This is a genomic window from Acinetobacter sp. SCLZS86 (genome assembly GCF_021560715.1).
GTDB lineage: Bacteria > Pseudomonadota > Gammaproteobacteria > Pseudomonadales > Moraxellaceae > Acinetobacter > Acinetobacter towneri_A.
The window spans coordinates 1481704-1501433 of the sequence record NZ_CP090864.1; the positions used below are offsets into that span (position 1 = coordinate 1481704).

At 40.6% G+C, this 19730-nt stretch carries 14 protein-coding genes and 6 pseudogenes; 12 read left to right on the forward strand and 8 right to left on the reverse strand.

What is annotated here, in order from left to right:
* Positions 1–10: 10 nt before the first annotated feature.
* The 3 pseudogenes from LZP46_RS07065 to LZP46_RS07075 all read left to right on the forward strand — a co-directional run.
* Positions 11–907, forward strand: a pseudogene (locus LZP46_RS07065) (molybdopterin-dependent oxidoreductase); the annotation flags it as partial.
* A gap of 2 nt (positions 908–909) precedes the next feature.
* Positions 910–990 (forward strand): annotated as a pseudogene (locus LZP46_RS07070) (hypothetical protein); the annotation flags it as partial.
* Positions 991–1122: 132 nt separating this feature from the next.
* Positions 1123–1365: pseudogene (locus LZP46_RS07075) on the forward strand (integrase core domain-containing protein); the annotation flags it as partial.
* Positions 1366–1412: 47 nt separating this feature from the next.
* Here LZP46_RS07075 and cynS read toward each other — a convergent pair.
* The gene (gene cynS / locus LZP46_RS07080) at positions 1413–1862 is read right to left on the reverse strand and encodes a cyanase (RefSeq protein ID WP_236095121.1); all 450 of its coding nucleotides are present in this window, start codon (positions 1860–1862) and stop codon (positions 1413–1415) included.
* Positions 1863–2146: 284 nt separating this feature from the next.
* Here cynS and LZP46_RS07085 point away from each other — a divergent pair, with 284 nt between their 5' ends.
* A complete protein-coding gene (locus LZP46_RS07085) occupies positions 2147–2956 on the forward strand; it encodes a formate/nitrite transporter family protein (protein WP_008303564.1) in 810 nt (269 codons plus the stop codon).
* Between the two features lie 51 nt (positions 2957–3007).
* Entirely contained in the window at positions 3008–4732 is a 1725-nt protein-coding gene (locus LZP46_RS07090) for a bifunctional protein-serine/threonine kinase/phosphatase (RefSeq protein WP_178867728.1), read from the forward strand.
* Between the two features lie 204 nt (positions 4733–4936).
* Here LZP46_RS07090 and LZP46_RS07095 read toward each other — a convergent pair.
* Positions 4937–5125: pseudogene (locus LZP46_RS07095) on the reverse strand (IS110 family transposase); the annotation flags it as partial.
* Positions 5126–5146: 21 nt separating this feature from the next.
* On the opposite strand from LZP46_RS07095, the gene LZP46_RS07100 reads away from it, so the two are divergent.
* The gene (locus LZP46_RS07100) at positions 5147–6148 is read left to right on the forward strand and encodes a Fic family protein (RefSeq protein WP_236095122.1); all 1002 of its coding nucleotides are present in this window, start codon (positions 5147–5149) and stop codon (positions 6146–6148) included.
* Positions 6149–6289: 141 nt separating this feature from the next.
* Here the strand turns inward: LZP46_RS07100 and LZP46_RS07105 are convergent, their stop codons facing one another.
* Both LZP46_RS07105 and lipA read right to left on the reverse strand, forming a co-directional pair.
* A complete protein-coding gene (locus LZP46_RS07105) occupies positions 6290–7381 on the reverse strand; it encodes a transcriptional regulator (protein WP_236095123.1) in 1092 nt (363 codons plus the stop codon).
* Between the two features lie 233 nt (positions 7382–7614).
* Entirely contained in the window at positions 7615–8589 is a 975-nt protein-coding gene (gene lipA, locus LZP46_RS07110; RefSeq protein WP_236095124.1) for a lipoyl synthase, read from the reverse strand.
* Positions 8590–8932: 343 nt separating this feature from the next.
* Here lipA and LZP46_RS07115 point away from each other — a divergent pair, with 343 nt between their 5' ends.
* The 6 genes and pseudogenes from LZP46_RS07115 (at position 8933) to LZP46_RS07140 (ending at position 15755) form a co-directional block, all read left to right on the forward strand.
* Positions 8933–9895, forward strand: coding sequence for a thiamine pyrophosphate-dependent dehydrogenase E1 component subunit alpha (locus LZP46_RS07115; RefSeq protein WP_016167939.1), 963 nt, complete (start codon positions 8933–8935; stop codon positions 9893–9895).
* A 15-nt stretch (positions 9896–9910) separates the two neighbouring features.
* On the forward strand, positions 9911–10930 hold the full coding sequence (locus tag LZP46_RS07120) for an alpha-ketoacid dehydrogenase subunit beta (protein WP_236095125.1): 1020 nt from the start codon (positions 9911–9913) through the stop codon (positions 10928–10930).
* A 1-nt stretch (position 10931) separates the two neighbouring features.
* A complete protein-coding gene (locus LZP46_RS07125; RefSeq protein WP_236095126.1) occupies positions 10932–12467 on the forward strand; it encodes a 2-oxo acid dehydrogenase subunit E2 in 1536 nt (511 codons plus the stop codon).
* A gap of 11 nt (positions 12468–12478) precedes the next feature.
* Positions 12479–13879: a dihydrolipoyl dehydrogenase gene (gene lpdA, locus LZP46_RS07130; RefSeq protein WP_236095127.1), complete on the forward strand. Its 1401-nt coding sequence runs from the start codon at positions 12479–12481 to the stop codon at positions 13877–13879.
* An 11-nt stretch (positions 13880–13890) separates the two neighbouring features.
* A complete protein-coding gene (locus tag LZP46_RS07135; protein WP_075166716.1) occupies positions 13891–14676 on the forward strand; it encodes an acetoin reductase in 786 nt (261 codons plus the stop codon).
* A 21-nt stretch (positions 14677–14697) separates the two neighbouring features.
* Positions 14698–15755 (forward strand): annotated as a pseudogene (locus LZP46_RS07140) (2,3-butanediol dehydrogenase).
* Positions 15756–16082: 327 nt separating this feature from the next.
* On the opposite strand, the pseudogene LZP46_RS07145 reads toward LZP46_RS07140, so the two are convergent.
* The 4 genes and pseudogenes from LZP46_RS07145 to LZP46_RS07160 all read right to left on the reverse strand — a co-directional run.
* Positions 16083–16244 (reverse strand): annotated as a pseudogene (locus LZP46_RS07145) (VF530 family DNA-binding protein); the annotation flags it as partial.
* Positions 16245–16556: 312 nt separating this feature from the next.
* The gene (locus LZP46_RS07150) at positions 16557–16943 is read right to left on the reverse strand and encodes a carboxymuconolactone decarboxylase family protein (protein ID WP_178319606.1); all 387 of its coding nucleotides are present in this window, start codon (positions 16941–16943) and stop codon (positions 16557–16559) included.
* On the reverse strand, positions 16940–18397 hold the full coding sequence (locus LZP46_RS07155; RefSeq protein ID WP_178319607.1) for an NAD-dependent succinate-semialdehyde dehydrogenase: 1458 nt from the start codon (positions 18395–18397) through the stop codon (positions 16940–16942). The genes LZP46_RS07150 and LZP46_RS07155 overlap by 4 nt, the downstream gene beginning before the upstream one ends.
* 143 nt (positions 18398–18540) lie before the next feature.
* Positions 18541–19710 carry a hypothetical protein gene (locus LZP46_RS07160; RefSeq protein WP_178319608.1) on the reverse strand — a complete coding sequence of 390 codons (1170 nt, stop codon included), beginning with the start codon at positions 19708–19710 and terminating at the stop codon, positions 18541–18543.
* Positions 19711–19730: the final 20 nt, after the last annotated feature.

Here is a 19730-nt window from a genome sequence, read left to right on the forward strand (position 1 = left end):
CGCAGCAGCAATGAATAGTATTCCGGTTATGGAACTACATAGCTCTACTGAATCCCAAATAAAAACCACTCAGACGACCTGTCCTTATTGTGGAGTAGGCTGTGGTGTCATCGCGCACGTAAGCCAAACCTCGATGGGTGAAAAGGTTCAGATTGAAGGCGATGTTCAGCATCCTGCGAACTTGGGCAAGTTGTGTATTAAAGGCAGTCATCTTGCCGATACACTTGGCTTAAAAACCCGGCTTCTACATCCGATAACAGGTCGAAAAGAGCAGCGGCAAATAAGCACTTGGGATCATGCCATTTCAAGTATTGCCAATAAATTTCAGCAATGTATTGATCAGTATGGACGTGACAGCATCGCCTTTTATGTCTCCGGCCAGCTTTTGACTGAAGACTATTATGTGGTGAACAAGTTTGTAAAAGGCTATCTGGGTACTGCCAATATTGATACCAATTCAAGACTGTGTATGTCTTCTGCTGTGGCGGCACATACCAGCTACACAGATTTTGAGCAGACAGAAATGGTGGTTCTGGTGGGTTCCAATACCGCCTGGTGCCATCCGGTGCTTTATCAGCGCATTATGAAAGCTAAAGAAGAGCGGGATTTATTTGTGGTGGTGATTGACCCGCGCTTTACTGCAACCTGTGAAGCGGCAGACTTACACTTGCCGATTTTACCGGGTCAGGATGTCGCGCTGTTTAATGGTTTGTTGCAGTATCTTCAGCAAAATGGCTATGCCGATCTTGATTTTGTTACGCGACATACTCAAGGTCTGGAGCAGGCGCTTGCCAGCAGCTTGACAGAGTCATCGATTGAAAGCGTGGCTCAACGTACCGGTATTGCTATTGAAAAATTAATCTTATTTTTTCAGAAATTTGCCCAGACCGAAAAAATCATGAGCCTGCTATGAGCCGCACTGGATTATCTGCCCATCTCAGTACACATCGTGCCGAACCGTATTGTGAAATTCATTCGAATGATGCACTGAAATACGGGATTCAGGATGGTGAGCTGGTCGAAGTTCGTTCTGAATGGGGACAATGTAATGGCCTGCACAACGTATCAACTTCTGAAGCCTTGTTGCTTTGTGAAAGGTGGCATTATCCTTATAGGGTATGTCCTTCCATGACAGATGGCGCACTTGCGAAACAGTGTTTCTCATACCAGAATGCATTAGCAGAGCGGATTAATGGAATATTAAAGCAGGAGTTTTTAACTACACGATGTCAAACTATGAAGGAGTTAGATCACTTAATTGCGGAATCTATCATGATTTATAATTGCTATAGACCACATTTAAGTTTAAATATGAACACCCCGAATCAGACGTATGAGCAAACTAAAACCGAGCTAATTGCTTAACTCGGTTTGAAGTGGAATACTGTCAATCTATTTCAGGACAAGACAAATTAATAGGTTTTATAAGGTAAAAACTTGCCAGACAATACGACATTTACCCGGTCACCATTCGGATTTTCTTCGCGTTGGATATCCATACTAAAATCAATAGCACTCATGATCCCATCTCCGAATTCTTCATGAATCAGTTCTTTAATGGTCGAACCATAAACACTCACTACTTCATACCAGCGATAAATTAAGGGATCTGTCGGCACGCTAGTTGGCAATGAACCTTTATATGGCACGATCTGTAGCCATGCAACGGCTTCATCACTTAAGCCAAAAATCTGACCAATCTTTTCTGCTTGCTCTTTATTAAACGCCATCTGACCTAAACATGCAGCGGTTACCCATTCTTTAGAAAGATCTATCTCTTTAGCAACATCTGACCACTTAATTGACTTTAAAACTTTCGCTGAAATGATCATGTCAGTTACTTGTTGACGATGGGTAATCATAATCCTCTCCAAATTATTCTTAAACAAATTGTTATGCGGAGTAGATGATGCAGATATCATGCCAATTATCATTTTAAAATTTATGCTCAATAAGATAGTGAATAATTAAAAGATTAATAATTTTTTATGGCATAGCTTTTGCTTATACTTTGAGATATATGGCAACGACGCCATTCACCATTACCTGTTCAAGCATTCAAGGCAACGGCGCCTAAGGTCTTCAATGATCTTAGGCGTCTTTTTTTCGAAAAACAGGTCCGTATATTGAAAAAGAGGACGACAACATGGCATATCTTGCTCCTGCGGAGTTTGCAAAAAAAGTAGTAGATGCGGGTGAATCCAAATTGCATATGGCAACCCGTGATGTATTGATTCGTGCCTTTATGGCAGGGGCCATTCTGGCCTTGGCAGCGGTATTTGCCATTACCATAGCCGTGCAAACAGGATCACCATTGATTGGTGCGCTCCTGTTTCCAGTTGGTTTTTGTATGTTGTATTTATTGGGCTATGACCTATTAACTGGGGTGTTTGTACTTACGCCGCTGGCATGGCTAGATAAACGCCCAGGGGTGACATGGGGACGTATTCTAAAAAACTGGGGCTTGGTGTTTGTAGGGAACTTTACAGGCTGTTTAGTCGTTGCGGTGCTCATGGCAGCGGTTTATACCATGGGTTTTGCAGCGGATCCAAACCCTGTCGGCGTAAAAATTGCGCATATTGGCGAGGAGCGGACATTAGGTTATGCCGAATACGGATTCGCCGGCTGGATGACTATTTTTATCCGTGGCATGCTGTGTAACTGGATGGTGTCATTAGGTGTCATTGGCGCGATGATGTCTACTACGGTGAGTGGCAAATTTATTGCCATGTGGATGCCAATTATGCTGTTCTTTGCCATGGGCTTTGAGCACTCTGTCGTGAACATGTTCCTGTTCCCATTTGCCATGATGATGGGCGGTGACTTCTCGATTGCTGACTACTTCCTATGGAATGAACTGCCGGTTGCTTTAGGTAATCTGGTGGGTGGTTTGGCATTAACAGGTCTGGCACTTTATACCACCCATGTCCGTACTGGTGTTAAAAAAGAATTTTAACATTCATCATTTTATAAAGGGATCATATAGATCCCTTTTTGAGCTTTCAGCATGAAAAAAACATTAAAAGTCAGTATTGGGCAATATTCTACTGCCGGAGTTAAACAACAGAACCAGGATTTCCATGGAGTATATCTGCCCGAAGGACATATGCTGAAACAGAAAGGTATTGCATGTGTTATAGCGGATGGAATCGGTAGCAGTAATGTCAGTCATCTTGCAGCAGAAACAGCCGTTGGTAGTTTTTTATCTGATTATTATTCTACTTCAGATGCCTGGAGTACACAGACTTCAGCAGAACGAGTGATCCGCGCGACCAATTCATGGCTTTATGCACAGACTCAACAAAGTCAAGGACGTTTTGATAAAGACCGAGGGTATGTCTGTACCTTATCTGCACTGATTTTAAAACAGCAACAAGCCCATGTTTTTCATGTTGGTGATAGTCGTATTTACCGCATTCGCGATCATGAAATTGAATTACTAACCCATGATCATCGTGTCTGGTTGTCTTCCAAAGAGCATTATCTTAGTCGAGCCTTAGGTGCGGATTATCGTATTGAAATTGATTATCGAAATATTGAACTCAAAGAAAAAGATATTTTTTTACTAATGACCGATGGGGTCTATGAATTTGTCACAGATCAACAATTATTAGATTTAACTTTAATAGATGCAGATTTAAATCAACTTGCCAAAGGATTAGTTGAAAAAGCTTTAGAACAGGGCAGTGATGATAACTTAAGTTTCCAGGTGATCCGTGTAGAACAGTTGCCTGAACTGAATCAGTTTCATATTCAGCAGGATTATGTATTTCCACAACAGCTCAGTAAAGGTGAAGTTTTTGAAGGCTATGTGATTGATAAGATTTTGCACCAAAATCATCGCAGTTGCCTGTATTTGGCACACGATACTCAGCAGCAGCCTTTGGTTATAAAAACTTTGGGGGTAGATTTACAGCAAGATAAGTATGCCGTAGAGCAATTTCAACTCGAAGATTGGGTATCAAAACGTCTGAAGCATGACAACCTGATGCAGTGTTATCCACATAACACTGAGAAAAAATATTTATTCCAATGTTATGAATATTTACAGGGTGAAACTTTGGCTCAATGGCTGCATCGCCAGGAAAAGCCTTTAAATCTCGATGAGATTTTACCAATTTTGCAACAAACAGCTTTGGCTTTAAATGCAATGCACCGGCTGGAGATGCTGCATCAGGATATACGGCCAAAAAACATCATTGTTTTAAATACAGAAAGTGCCATGAAAATTAAACTGATTGATTATGGTTCAACAGCAGTAAGAGGCCTGGTCGAAATTAATCCTAAAAATGCGAATCGACCACTCGGAACCTTAGCATTTATGGCACCGGAGTATTTTATTGATCATTCGCCATCTGTACATTCAGACCAATTTTCTTTGGCGGTAATGGCCTATTATTTACTGACCAAACAATTACCTTATGGGACAGATTTAGCTCGCTGTAACAGTTTAAAGCAGCTTAAAAAAGTTCAATACTATTCCATCAGGAAATATCGGCCTGATTTACCTATATGGTTAGATAAAATTTTAGGCCAAGCGCTGAGTATTGAACCGACCCATCGTTTTGAGGCCTTATCTGAACTCATTCATAATCTAATGCATCCTTCCAAAGAATTATTAAACTCTAAACCACCAGCAATCATTGAACGAGATCCTTTGCGTTTTTGGCAAATTAGTTGCACCGTATTAGGGCTATTATTTTTACTGAGTATTGCATGGCCATTTATTTGAAAAGAGAGAATCAAACCATGCTTAAAATTGAAGGTACATAGATAAGTTTTTATTCAAACTAGACTATGAGATTGACTGTCAAAAGCGCAGCAATCAATCCACAACTAGATAAAACAAGAACCCTATAGTGAACCGTACCAGGTTTGTCGGAGACTCAATATTCTGAGATGAGATAGCGTCTTGGTAGTCAATCAGGTTTTGATATTATTCGACCAATAAATAATCTCTTTGATAGGCAGTCTGATGTTTTAAAACGCCATAACACAGATGTATAAGCTTGCGCATTGCAGCACCTAAAGCACACATTTTATTTTTAACCTGGCTTAATAATCGTTGATATAAAGCTTCAATGTGTGGATTATATTTAATCGCTGTTAATGCTGACATAACCAATCTAATGGCTAAAAGAAGTAAATGAGCCGAATAACCTGTATATTTGGCTCATTATATGAGCTGTTTAAGCCAATATTAGCTCTGCGTTTAGGGGTAACAGAAGAAAATCCTGCACCCATTCAAGATAAAAATGAAGGTTTAGCCAATATCATGATGGATGCAGTGAGCAATCATAATGCGCCATTAACAATGGAGCGCTTATTACAATGGCATAACTGGCTTTTTCAAACTATAGAACGCTTTGATTATGCTGCGCAAAAAATCAAAGTAGGAGAAATTCGTGATAACGAGGCACCAATGCAGGTTGTTGGTGGTTCTCTTTATGGCACTACTACCAAGGTTTACTTTGAAGCACCTGAGGGTGGAGAGCATTTACAGGGACTAATGAATGAATTTATAGAATGGTTCAATAGTTCTAGAGAAGATGTAATGCTTGATCCGTTATTGCGAGCTGCACTTGCTCATTTTTGGTTTGTGACATTACATCCATTTGAAGATGGTAATGGTCGTATTACGCGTGTTATTACAGATTTAGCATTAGCTCAAATGGATCACCAAAGTATCCGTTTATATGCTATGTCCGTGGCCATTCATGAAAATCGTAGTAGTTATTATGAGGTTCTTGAGAAATGCCAGAATGATACTTATACAATTAATGAGTGGTTGGTCTGGTTTTTAAACACCTTAGAAAAAAGTATCGATAGGTCTTTACTACGACTTGATCGAACGATCACTAAAGCGAAATTTTGGAGCACTTATTCTCATATCGAATTCAATGAAGCCCAGAATAAAGTTTTAAATCGCTTACTCAATGGCGAAGAGAATGATTTCCCTCTAGGAATTAATGCTTCACAGTATCAAAAGCTCACTGGAGTAAGTAAGGCTACAGCAACACGTCACCTAACCGAGCTTTTGGAAAACGATGTGCTGTATAAACTGGAAGGTGGTGGGCGTAATACCCGCTACGTGCTGAAAATTGATAAAGAAAAGTTTACTCAAAAAGAGGTTGTCTCACTTGTTTGAACAACTAAAAGCTTATTTATAAGCGATATTCTGTATTAGTTCAGACTTGATCGTACATTCTCATTAAAGGAGTATGAAAATCAAGCTTCCTTTTCAATCTGTTTCACAATAAAACTTTAGAGTTGAAGCAACAGATCAAATCTAAATCATATTTGAAAAATAATTACGGTGGATACTGTCCTGTGGTAATAACTCTAATAAACGCTGTACCGCATCAATTCGGTCATGTGTTTGTCCAATAATTCTTAATAATTGATCGATATCCTTTATTTGATAGATCAACTGGCTCAAACGGGCATCAAAACAATGTCTCCAAGTGCTGAGTAAAGGGCTTTCTGATTTAGAGAGAAAGCTACCTTTATATAGTGAGAATGTACTGGAAATAAGATTTGCATTTAATGATTGTTCAGCACATAAAAAATCACATTGGACCTCACAACTAAGCCTATAAATGCGAGCCTCAATTGAATGAGGTAATAGGCTACGAAGTTGTGAAAGCTCAGCCTTTAGGGTTTTTAGGCTGACACTACGCTCACCATAAAGGGCATAGTGTAACTCTTCTAAGCCAATTCCATGGGGATGCAAAGCTAAAATGCAAAGTATTTCAATTTGACGGTGACTCAAGTTTAAAGTTTGCCCATTAAATTGAACCCAAGGCGAACCTAGCGCTTTAATGTATAAAAAATTTTTCTGTTCAAATTTTATGGCACGCTGTATTAAGTCTGCACAGCGTTCCACTGCGAGCAACCCTAGAGGGGTATGTTTTTTATATTTTGTGGAAAGGTTAATAATGCCGTGAAATTGTCCCGATGTTGGGTCCCAAATCGGTGCTGCATAACAAACCCAATCTCTAACACTGTCCATTTGGTTTTCATGAGAATAGACGCAACTTGATATTTGGCTGTTTAACGCCATACCAATCGCATTGGTTCCAACTGCCTGTGTAGACCAATGTCCGCCCTCAATAAAATGAACTTGTTCAGCAGAAGAAAGCATGGCTGAACTACTCCATGTCCATAACAGAGTCCCGTGATGATCTGTAAGACCAATCGCCATATCTGAATCATTTGCTATTTTGAGTAAATCTGCATAATTATGCTGAATAGAGCGGCGGAATAAAGACGTTTTATCTTCTTGAGGCAATGCTAAAACAGGGGCAGCATGTACAGTATGTTGATTAATTAAATGGGTTGTTTGCAGCTTTTTTGCAGGTGCGGTATTGAACAGGTTCATATCATATTCCTTTATGATGAGACTGTAATATTTTTAAATTTTAGAAATGAGCTTCAAAATTTATAGTCATTTACGTCATTTCTTCTTGCTTCAATTTTAAATGCTTTTATCTTTGCTTGGTTAAATCATATCTTATGGCTTTACCAGTCCTTGAGTTACTTTAAAAGTGTTCTTATGGGCTGAAAATGACTATTTCCATCTGAAATGTTAATAAACGTAAATAGGATGAAAATTCATTCGCTCATGTAAGGGCTAGGCACAGCTTCACCATAATACTGACGGTCAGCAAAATAACTTGATCGTACTAATGGCGCACTCCAAATATTTTTAAACGCTAAGCGCTCTCCATGTGTTTGATAATGATTAAACTCTTGCAACGTAACAAAACGATGAATTGGCGCATGAGACTTAGATGGCTGTAAGTATTGACCAATTGTGACATAGTCTACTTGATAATCTTTCAAATCATTTAATAAGACAATAACCTCAGCTTCGACTTCTCCTAAACCCACCATCAAACCACATTTCGTTGGGATATCGGGACAGTAGTGTTTAAATTTCTTAAGTAAATTCAATGAATGCTGATAGTCAGCGCCTGGTCGCATGGCTTTATACAGGCGTGGCACGGTTTCAATATTGTGATTAAAGACATCAGGTGGATTTTTGCTCAAAATTTTAAGTGCAATATCTGCGCGACCACGAAAATCAGGAACCAAAACTTCAATCAAAGTGTCTGGACTAGTTTGACGAATTTCTCGAATGCAATCTGCAAAATGCTGTGCACCGCCATCTTTTAAATCATCTCGGTCAACGGAAGTAATCACAACATACTTTAAGTTTAGATTCTTGACTGTTTCAGCCAGATGCTTGGGCTCATTAAGATCCAATACATTTGGTCGACCGTGAGCAACATCACAAAAAGGACAACGTCGGGTACAAATATCTCCCATGATCATAAACGTTGCAGTTCCACCGCTAAAGCATTGAGGCAAATTAGGGCAGGCCGCTTCTTCACAAACGGTATGTAGTTTCTGTTGTCGTAATAAATCCTTAATGATTTGAACTTCCTCAGGTTGACTAATTTTAGTCCGAATCCATTCTGGCTTTTTCGGTGTCGTTTCCGTTGGAACAAATTTAATTGGAATACGCGCCATTTTTTCAGCGCCACGTAACTTCTTTCCTGTTAATACTGTGTTATTTAAATCCATTTCAAACACTCCGTCGTTTAAAATAATTAATATAGACCCTGATATTAAATAAGCTGCTTTAAAATGCATTGATAATATTAAAACAGGGCAAAAAACTTATCATATAAAACAAAGGTTGGTTAAAGGTTTGTTTTTGTATGTGATTGAACTATTGTAAAATTTTACAAAAATTTTTAATTTCATAACCTTCTGTTTTTAATATTTATCTCATCTTTTCATGCATTATATTTTTTTAGTCTAATATGAAATTAAGTAAAAATATTCTTATATAAATATACGATTTAAAAATCCAATTATTCAATTTTGGATTTTCTTTTAAGCGTAGTGAATAAGGAACAAAGATATGCAATTAACGGAAGAGCAATTGCTAGCAGCATACAAAAGAATGCGCGACATTCGTGAATTTGAGGATCGACTTCACGATGAAAACAATACAGGTGATATTCCTGGTTTCATCCATCTCTATAGCGGTGAGGAAGCTGTTGCAGTAGGGATTTGTGAAAATTTAACAGATAAGGACTTCATTACATCAACACACCGTGGGCATGGACATTGTATTGCTAAGGGCTGTGACATTCACGCCATGATGCTAGAAATTTTTGGCAAAGATGATGGTTTGTGTCGTGGTAAAGGCGGCTCAATGCACATTGCGGATTTAGATAAAGGCATGCTCGGTGCAAACGGTATTGTAGGTGGTGGTCCACCTTTGGCTATTGGGGCAGCTTTAAGTGCTAAAACACTCAAAAATGGTGGGATTGGTCTATCTTTTACCGGTGATGGTGGTTCAAATCAGGGCTTAACTTTTGAAGCAATGAATATGGCTGTGGTGTTAAAGCTCCCTGTGATTTTTGTTTTTGAAAATAACGGTTTTGGTGAAGGTACTGCACATGATTATGCCGTAGGCAGTAAAGACATTGCAGGCCGAGCAGCAGGTTTTGGCTTACCCGCTGAAAAAGTAGATGGAACAGACTTTTTTGCTGTGTATGAAGTTGCACAAAAAGCCATTGAACGTGCCCGCCGTGGTGAAGGTCCGAGTGTGATTGAAACAGTAACCAACCGTTTTTATGGACATTTTGAAGGTGATCCGGGACTTATTCGTTCCAAAGAAGAACTGGATTATGTCAAAGAACATAAAGACCCATTGAAGATATTCCGTGAAAAAGTCAAAGGCAAAATTGACGAAGCCAAACTCGATGCGATTGACGCCCAGTCTAAAGCCAATGTAGACGATGCCGTTGCAAAAGCACGCGCAGCTAAGTACCCAGAAGTCTCTCAGTTACTTACTGATGTTTACGTCTCTTACTAAAGGAATAGTAGAAAAATGCCAAATAAAAGTTATCGAAATGCGATTAAAGAAGCAATTGAATTAGAAATGCGCCGAGACCCAAGTGTTATTGTGGTTGGTGAAGATGTTCGTGGTGGGCATGGTGGCAAAAATACCGATGATAATAAGCTGGAAGGTTTTGGCGGAGTACTTGGTGTAACCAAAGGCCTATGGACTGAATTTGGCTCTGAACGAGTCATTGATACTCCAATTACAGAATCTGCGATTATTGGTATGGCGGCAGGTGCTGCTGCAACGGGTTTAAGACCTGTGGCAGATTTAATGTTTATGGATTTTTATGGTGTGTGTTATGACATGTTGTATAACCAAGCGGCGAAATTCCGCTACATGTTTGGTGGCAAAGCCAAAGCGCCACTCGTTGTACGAGGCATGATCGGTGCAGGTTTTTCCGCAGCAGCGCAGCATTCTCAGTCGCCATATAACGTGTTTGCCTCAGTGCCAGGCTTAAAAGTGGTGGTGCCTTCAAGTGCCTATGATGTAAAAGGGTTGTTGATTCAAGCCATTCGAGATGACGACCCAGTAGTCTTTTGTGAACACAAGTTGTTGTACGACATTAAGGGAGAAGTGCCAGATGAGTCCTACACTATTCCTTTTGGTGTCGCAAATTACACCCGTGAAGGCACAGATATCACCATTATTGCCTTAAGTTTGATGGTGCATCGTGCCAATGAAGTCGCTGATAAGCTCGCAAAAGAAGGCATTTCGGTTGAAGTGGTTGACCCTAGAACCATTTCACCATTAGATGAAGATGGCATTTTAGAGTCAGTAGCTTCAACAGGCCGTGTGGTGATTGTAGATGAATCAGCAGCACGTTGTGGTTTCGGACATGATGTGGCTGCACTCATTGCACAGAAAGGCTTTCATTTTCTTAAAGCACCAATCGAGTTAGTCACTCCACCACACTCACCCGTACCATTTTCACCCGTATTAGAAAAAGAATGGTTACCTAGTGTAGAACGCATCGAACAGGCTGTACGCAAGACGTTGGAGGCTTAGGATGAGCGAAATTAAAACTTTAGAAATCCCAAAATGGGGTTTGTCCATGGAAGAGGGTACGATTGCCCAATGGCTGATTCAGGAAGGTACCCAATTTAGTAAAGGACAGGAAATTTGTGAAATTGAAACCACAAAAATCGTCAATGTTCTAGAAGCACCTTTTGATGGCCTGCTACGAAAAATTATTGCTAAAGATGGTGACACACTGGTCGTAGGTGGAATCATTGCAATTTGTGCAGACGCTCAAGTTTCCGATGCAGAAGTTGAAGCATTTGCACAGTCTTTAGGTGGAACACCTGCTGTAACTGAAAATAAAGCGGTAGCAGCGGTTCCTGAAAAAGTCGATGTGGCTCAAGTTGAAACCAAAGTACAAGCTGCTCCTAAACAGAACAGTGTTGGTAATGGATCAAAAGCGGTGACTCAGGGCGGATATTCTATTCCTGATGAGTTACAAGGCTACCAACAAAGCGATGATATTTTTGCAACGCCACATGCCTTGAAATTGGCTGAAAAGCATAATGTAAACTTGGCTCAGATTACGGGTTCTGGACGTGAAGGCCGTATCAGTGTTCAAGATATTCAGGCCGCAGTTCAAGCTGCTGGTGGTTCTTGGCCAGATGTACGTCATCAAGCCAGCACGAAAGCCGCGAAATCTAAAGCAGATGACAGTTATGTTCTAGCGACACCTGTTGCCCGCCGTTTGGCAAAACAATGGGGCATTAATTTGCATGATTGTCGCGCATCAGGTTCACGTGGACGAGTCTGTAAGGAAGATGTTGAAGCTGTATATCAACGGGAAAATCCTGTACAAGCTCAACATACTGAGTATGCGCATCCAACAGAGTCTGCAAAATTCACCACCGAAGCTATGAATGGTATGCGTAAAGCAATCGCTGCACGGCTACAAGCGGCAAAACGCAATGCACCACATTTTCGCTTAACGATAGACTTAAATGTTGAGTCGGTTCAGGTTTTGCGTCAGCAAATTAACAGTACTGTACCGCAAGTCAAACTGTCCATTAACGATATGCTGATTAAAGCTGCTGCTGCTGCACTGATTAAAGTTCCACAAGTTAATGTTCAGTTTGATGAAGAGAATCAGCAGATTTTACAGTTTGAACAGGCTGATATTTCGGTTGCTGTAGCCATCGAAAATGGACTGATCACGCCAATTATTAAAGCAGCGAACCGTAAATCTTTGGCGCAAATTTCCAATGATATGCGTGATCTGGCGACACGTGCCAAAACTGGAAAATTGGCACCTGATGAGTTTCAAGGGGGCAGTTTCAGTATTTCCAATTTAGGCATGCTTGGTATTCAACAGTTTGATGCCATTATTAACCCGCCTCAAGGTGCAATTCTAGCCTTAGGTGCAGCAGAGAAACGTGCTGTCGTTGAAAATGATGAGATTGTTGTTCGTGAAATGGTGACCGCAACATTGTCTTGTGATCATCGTGTCATTGATGGTGCGTTGGGTGCTCAATTCTTATCGGCATTTAAGCAGTTTGTCGAAAATCCTGCATTAATTTTGGTGTAGGAGGAATAGTCATGTCAGATACACAATTTGATCTTGTGGTTATTGGTGCTGGTCCTGGAGGATATGTCGCTGCGATTCGCGCAGCGCAACTGGGATTAAAAACGGCAATCGTTGAAAAACAACACTTAGGCGGAGTATGTCTTAATTGGGGATGCATTCCAACCAAGGCATTATTGAGCGGGGCTGTGCTTGCGCAGCAGTTCAAACATGCAGGGCAGTTTGGCTTTACGCTTAACGCGATTGGTTTTGATATTCAAAAACTGGTCCATCATAGCAGACAGGTTTCTGAGCAACTGGTGCAAGGTATCGGTCAACTATTGAAAAAAAATCAAATCACTGTTTTTAACGCAGCAGCCCAGTTTATTGCCAAAGAGCAATTAGAGCTTACAGATGCGAATGGTCAAAAACAGCAGATTTCTGCACCGCATATTATTGTCGCAACAGGCGCACGTGCGGCCAATTTGCCTCATATTCCTGTAGATGGCCATCAGGTCTGGAGTTATAAAGAGGCTTTAGTTCCAGAACAATTACCAAAATCTTTACTAGTCATTGGTTCGGGTGCTATAGGCAGTGAGTTTGCAAGCCTATACCAAGACTTAGGCTGCCAAGTCACCTTGGTTGATATTGCAAAGCAGATTCTTCCTAGCGAAGACATTGAGGTTGCGAAGTATGTACAAAAGCAATTTGAACAGCGGGGTATGCAGGTTTTAACCGAAGCGACTGTAAAAAAAATAGAAACTGATCAGGCTCAAGTACATTGTCATATTGAAACTGCCACAGGTGTACAAATCATTACTGTTGAAAAGGTGCTTTCAGCTATTGGCGTGAAACCAAATGCTGAAAATCTTGGCCTAGAAGCTTTGGGAATTGAATTTGAGAATGGTTTTATTAAAGTCGACTCATGGTGTAAAACCAATGTAGTGGGCATTTATGCAATTGGTGATGTCGCAGGCGCACCGTGTTTGGCACACAAAGCCAGTCATGAAGCCATTCTTTGTGTGGAGAAAATTGCAGGCCTAAGTCATGTACATGCTTTAGATCGTACACAAATTCCGGGCTGTATTTTTACCCATCCGCAAGTGGCCAGTATTGGTTTGACAGAACAGAAAGCGAAAGCTGCGGGCTTGAATATCAATGTGGGTAAGTTTCCTTTGCAAGCCAATGGTAAGGCATTGGCTTTGGGCGATAGCGCAGGATTTGTTAAAACCATTTTTAGTCAGGAAACAGGTGAATTGTTGGGTGCTCACATGGTTGGGCATGAAGTCACCGAACACATCCAAGGTTTTGCGATCGCAAAATATCTAGAAGCAACCGATGAAAGCTTAGCACAGGTCATTTTCCCTCATCCTACTTTATCTGAGGCGATGCATGAGTCGGTCTTTTCTGCGATGCAACGTGCAATTCATATCTAAGGAGTCGCAACATGCCTAGAGGTTTAAACAATAAAGTTGCATTAATTACGGGTGCGGCACAAGGTATTGGACGCGGTATTGCCTTACGTTTAGCACAAGAAGGTGTTCATATTGGATTGGTCGATCTTCACCAAGAAAAGTTAAATACTGTTCAACAAGAGGTTGAAGCCTTTGGTGTAAAAGCCACCACATTTATTGCGGATATTTCAGATCCAATACAAATCAGTGACGCTATTAATCATGCAGAATCGACACTTAATGGTTTTGATATCATGATTAATAATGCAGGTATTGCACAAGTCAAAGCTTTGGCAGAAGTAACGCCGAGTGAATTTAACCAAATTATGAACATCAATGTCGGTGGTGTACTTTGGGGGATTCAAGCCGCAGCAAATAAATTTAAACAACGCCAACAGGCTGGAAAAATTATTAATGCATGCTCAATAGCAGGTCATGAAGGTTTTGCTTTACTCGGTGTTTATTCGGCAACTAAATTTGCAGTTCGTGCATTGACGCAAGCTGCGGCTAAAGAATATGCCAGTGCTAAAATTACGGTAAACAGCTATTGTCCGGGTGTTGTTGGTACAGACATGTGGGTCGAAATAGATCAGCGGTTCTCTGAAATTACAGGTGCACCAATTGGTCAAACGTATAAAAAATATGTAGATGGTATTGCCTTAGGACGTGCTGAAACACCAGATGACGTGGCTGCATTAGTTGCATTTTTAGCCAGCGAGGATGCAAACTATATTACAGGTCAGTCTATTTTGACAGATGGTGGAATGGTTTACCGTTAATATCAACATAAGGAATACACAATGAAAGCAGCTCGTTTTTATGATCGAGGGGATATTCGAATTGAAGATATTCCTGAACCGAAAGTACTTCCAGGCACAGTTGGAATTCAAGTTGCGTGGTGTGGTATTTGCGGTACAGATTTACATGAATTCATGGAAGGTCCTATTTTTATTCCACCTTGTGGTCACCCACACCCAATTTCGGGAGAATCTGCACCTGTAACAATGGGACATGAATTTCAGGCGTGGTTTATGCAGTTGGAGAGGGTGTAGATGATATCCAAATTGGGCAACATGTCGTAGTTGAACCCTACATCATTGCTGACGATGTGCCGACTGGCCCCAATGATAAGTATCATTTATCAAAAAATATGAACTTTATTGGTTTAGGCGGACGCGGTGGTGGTCTTTCTGAAAAAATTGCAGTTCAGCGGCGTTGGGTTCATCCTATTTCAAATGATATTCCTTTAGACCAAGCAGCATTGATAGAACCTTTATCTGTCGGTCATCATGCCTATGTCAGAAGTGGCGCAAAAGCTGGCGATATCGCACTGGTTGGTGGAGCAGGCCCAATAGGCTTACTTTTATCTGCTATTTTAAAGGCTAAAGGTCTCACGGTCATCATTACTGAACTGAGTGCAAAACGTAAAGAAAAAGCGATAGAAGCGGGTGTTGCCGATTATGTACTAGACCCATCTAAGGTTGATGTAGTTGCTGAGGTAATGAAAATTACAGAAGACCGCGGTGTAGATGTCGCTTTTGAATGTAGTAGTGTCAATAAAGTCATGGATACACTCGTTGCAGCAATGAAACCAACTGGTGTAGTCGTTATCGTTTCTATTTGGAGCCATCCTGCCACAATTAATGTGCATAGTGTGGTGATGAAAGAGCTAGATATTCGTGGCACGATTGCTTATGTAAATGATCATCAGGAAACTATCCGTTTGGTTGAGCAAGGTAAGATTAATCTAGAACCTTTTATTACCCAACGGATTGCATTAGATGATCTTGTTTCTAAAGGCTTTGAAACATTGATTCATAATAATGAGTCTGCTGTAAAAATTATTGTTCATCCGTAGTAACGCCTAATTTGAACGACTAATTTGAATAAACTAGAAATAAACTCTATGTAGCTATTTCTAATATCTTTATAGATAGGGAATGAGTCTGTACGTACAGATTCATTCTCAAATTTACAGTGTTGAGTGCCAGTATGATTTTGATCATACAGTCTAGTAAAGATAGAAAATAAGTTTTTAAATAAACCATAGGGATATAGACTAAATTTTGCCAGGAGAGTGGTGGCAGTCTACCACTAACTAATTGAAAGGTATCTACAAAATAATTGGCTATTCACTAAGTTTAGTTTTCTGTTTGGTATAAAATATTATGCTGAGTTTTTATAGCTACGATTTTTGTTTGGCTTTTTGACGTAAGACATACAAATATAAGCTTTCAACTTTTTCACGTGCCAATGGTGTGGTACGTAAAAACCGTAATGATGACTTAACACTTGGATCTATACAAAAACATCTAATTTCAATTTTACGACTTAAGCCATCAAAGCCACATCAGAAATAATGAACAAAATGACAGGTGTTATTTATTTAACATAATTAATGTTATACGCAATCAACACAACACAACACTTGTATATTAATATAAAAATCATCTACTTAAAAATTATCACAATTCCCTAAAACTCGTAAAAATCCGACTTTGAAACAAGTCGGCTTTTCGACATCGTCGAGCAAATTATTTATAGCATATTAATTTTCAAGGTTTCTTATTCTGAAATTATTCCTAGGTTGCAATCGCAAATAGAATAACCGCATTGAATTATGCGGTTATAATTTCAAGGTATTAATTATAAAATTTTATTAACTATTTTCCTGTTCATATTCTTGAATTGCTTCTTTCGCAATACGGAAACTATCGACAGCCGCAGGAACCCCACAGTAAATCGCGACCTGCAACAGCACTTCACGGATTTTGTCTTTAGGTACACCATTGCGCAAAGCCCCTTTGACATGCAGCTTTAATTCATGCGGGCGATTGAGCGCAGAAATCATGGCGAGGTTAATCAGACTGCGCTCTGGCTTGCTAAGTTCCTCACGCCCCCAGACCGCTCCCCAACAATACTCAGTCACCAGTTCCTGTAGAGGTAAATTAAAGTCATCGGCCTTGCTGATCGAGTTATTGACATAGTCTTCACCCAGTACCTGTTTGCGAATCGCCAGGCCTTTTTCAAACTTCTCGTTACTCATCCGGTTAATCCTCCAAATAAGGTGTATTTGATTTCGAGATAATCTTCAATGCCGTATTTTGAACCTTCACGGCCCAAGCCTGACTGTTTAATTCCACCGAAAGGCGCAACTTCATTTGAAATGAGACCCTTATTGATCCCCACCATCCCGTATTCCAGTTGTTCACTCATGCGCCAGGCACGTCCCAGATCTCGAGTATAACAATAGGCAGCCAAACCGAATTCTGTGGCATTAGCCATTTCCACTGCTTGCTGTTCATTCTCGAATTTAAAAATAGCCGCCAGTGGACCAAAGGTTTCTTGAGTGGCAACATCCATCTCCGCGGTTACATCGGCGATGATGGTCGGCTCATAAAACAAATCGCCCGCGCCATGTCTCTTTCCGCCGGCAATGAGGCGTGCATTCTTCTCTAATGCATCCGCAACGTGAGCTTCGACCTTTTTAACCGCATTGATATTGATTAAAGGGCCAATATCATTGCCTGCCTGCAGGCCACTCCCAACCACAAATGTCTGAACTTTTTCATTTAATGCTGCAATAAACTGTTCATAAATTCCAGCCTGAACCAGAAAACGGTTGACACAGACACAGGTTTGTCCTGCATTACGATATTTCGCAATCAACGCCCCTTCTATGGCTGCTTCTAGGTCTGCATCATCAAATACGATGAAGGGTGCATTACCGCCTAATTCCAGGGACACTTTTTTCAATGTTTGTGCTGAACGCTGATATAACAGCTTGCCTACCTGCGTCGAACCCGTAAAAGTAAATTTACGCACATCATCACTTTCAAAAATCGCATCTCCAATGGTGACAGCATCACCGGTAATGACACTGAAGATTTCGGCAGGTACGCCCGCTTGCAAGGCCAAATCAACCAAAGCCAAGGCAGTATACGGAGTTTCTGGTGCCGGCTTAACAATACAGGGACAACCTGCAGCCAAGGCAGGCGCGACTTTACGGGTAATCATGGCCGCGGGAAAATTCCAGGGCGTAATTGCCGCAACCACACCAATAGGCTGCTTATTGACCACGATACGGGCATCCGGATACGGGCTGGGAATAATATCGCCATACACGCGTTTGGCTTCTTCGGCAAACCATTCCACAAAGCTGGCCGCATAGAGAATTTCCCCCCGAGCTTCAGCTAAAGGCTTGCCCTGCTCACTGGTTAGAATAAAAGCCAGCTCGTCTGCATGTGCAACCATCAGCTCAAACCATTTTTTTAAAATGGTGGAGCGATCCTTGGCGGTTTTATTTTTCCATACCGCCCAATGGCTCACGGCAGCCTGAATCGCCCGGTCTGCCTCGGCTTTCCCCATATTAGGCACGGTACCTATAATTTCTTGTGTGGCAGGATTATAAATATTAGAAGTGTTCTGGTTATCTGCATTACACCACTGCCCAGCAACAAAAGCCTGTTGGTGAAATAAAGCCATTTGATCGAGTTGCATACCGATTATCCTTTTATAGTGTACCAAGAGTCATCGCACGAATGTCATGTGATCAACTCACAGCTATGATTTATCAAATTTGTATTATGGAATACCAAAAAATCTTGAAAAATTTTTTGGTCACCCCAATGATTTCACTGCATCTAGAAATAATAAAACAACGTTAAATTTAATAACTTGTTCCATTGATTATCATCACCCATGGCCAGTGAATCCTGATTTCCACCAATAAATGGATCATTTTTACTCATGATGTATTCTGCAGTTAAAGCCAGCTTTTTATGCTCGACAGATACGCCCAGAATATTACGGATAGAGTCTTTTGCACCTGCCAGGTCTTTATCATATTTGCTATACATAAAGTAAGGCGTAATATTGCCAATCTGTTTGACATTTTTAAAGGTATAGCCAAGATCAGCAGTATAGTAAGTGGCTTTGTTGGCAACACTATATTCACTATCATATGCCCCCATCAATGAGGCCACTGGGTCAGTCAAGTCTTTATTAATGACATCATTTTTTCCGCCCGTTAAGGTCAGTCCCAGATTGCCATAATTGATTTTGCTGAACAGTGCCCAGGCGTTACGGCGACCTGTTTCAGCTGTAGTTTTATTTTCAATCTCGGAAGTCCAGTAAGAACCGCCCACTTGTGTAGTTAAACCTTCTACTCCAAGATTAATGTCTTGAGTAATGCGCCCAATCCACATGTTTTTTTCTTGCAGCTCATTGTTAGCAGCATTATTTGAACTGACGTAATTAGCACTATAACGACCCGAGTCTTTTGTTGTACCGACATAATGCCCACCATCCACAGCAAAGTAACTCACATCAAACTTAGTCGCACTTGGCAATTCAAAATGATAGTTCAAACCTAAATTATGAACATCTTCTAAACCTGCTGTAGTATTGATACTACCGTACAAACTATTGCCCCAGAAACGTCCTGGTCCAAATGGAATAGCTTGCATTCCTGCCACAACCTGATCAGTTTCATTTAAATGATAACCTGCATACGCATCGATCAAGGTTGAAAAATCACACAGCGTATCGTATTGATAACAACGATATTCAGCATGCCCAAATAGTTTGCCGCGTTCATAATCAAGTTTTAGTTGTGCAGCATCAAAACGGATCTTATGTTCTGAAGCAGGTTCACCGTAATCTTTGTCTTGATAGTTGGCACGTACATAACCAGAAACCGCTAACTTGCCTGAGTCGGCATTGCTGTCGCCAAAACTAATTCCTGCATAACTTAGTGTAATCATACTGGTTAATGCAGTTGCCAATGTGAATTGTAAATAACTTTTTTTCATGTTATCGATTCCATTCTAAG

What these genes read in the sequence shown, in the direction of transcription:
- LZP46_RS07160 (WP_178319608.1), bottom strand. Translation starts at nt 19,710, where the DNA reads ATGAAAAAAAGTTATTTACAATTCACATTGGCAACTGCATTAACCAGT.
- LZP46_RS07105 (WP_236095123.1), bottom strand. Translation starts at nt 7,381, where the DNA reads ATGAACCTGTTCAATACCGCACCTGCAAAAAAGCTGCAAACAACCCAT.
- LZP46_RS07155 (WP_178319607.1), bottom strand. Translation starts at nt 18,397, where the DNA reads ATGCAACTCGATCAAATGGCTTTATTTCACCAACAGGCTTTTGTTGCT.
- lipA (WP_236095124.1), bottom strand. Translation starts at nt 8,589, where the DNA reads ATGGATTTAAATAACACAGTATTAACAGGAAAGAAGTTACGTGGCGCT.
- LZP46_RS07100 (WP_236095122.1), top strand. Translation starts at nt 5,147, where the DNA reads ATGAGCCGAATAACCTGTATATTTGGCTCATTATATGAGCTGTTTAAG.
- LZP46_RS07115 (WP_016167939.1), top strand. Translation starts at nt 8,933, where the DNA reads ATGCAATTAACGGAAGAGCAATTGCTAGCAGCATACAAAAGAATGCGC.
- LZP46_RS07150 (WP_178319606.1), bottom strand. Translation starts at nt 16,943, where the DNA reads ATGAGTAACGAGAAGTTTGAAAAAGGCCTGGCGATTCGCAAACAGGTA.
- LZP46_RS07085 (WP_008303564.1), top strand. Translation starts at nt 2,147, where the DNA reads ATGGCATATCTTGCTCCTGCGGAGTTTGCAAAAAAAGTAGTAGATGCG.
- lpdA (WP_236095127.1), top strand. Translation starts at nt 12,479, where the DNA reads ATGTCAGATACACAATTTGATCTTGTGGTTATTGGTGCTGGTCCTGGA.
- LZP46_RS07120 (WP_236095125.1), top strand. Translation starts at nt 9,911, where the DNA reads ATGCCAAATAAAAGTTATCGAAATGCGATTAAAGAAGCAATTGAATTA.
- cynS (WP_236095121.1), bottom strand. Translation starts at nt 1,862, where the DNA reads ATGATTACCCATCGTCAACAAGTAACTGACATGATCATTTCAGCGAAA.
- LZP46_RS07135 (WP_075166716.1), top strand. Translation starts at nt 13,891, where the DNA reads ATGCCTAGAGGTTTAAACAATAAAGTTGCATTAATTACGGGTGCGGCA.
- LZP46_RS07125 (WP_236095126.1), top strand. Translation starts at nt 10,932, where the DNA reads ATGAGCGAAATTAAAACTTTAGAAATCCCAAAATGGGGTTTGTCCATG.
- LZP46_RS07090 (WP_178867728.1), top strand. Translation starts at nt 3,008, where the DNA reads ATGAAAAAAACATTAAAAGTCAGTATTGGGCAATATTCTACTGCCGGA.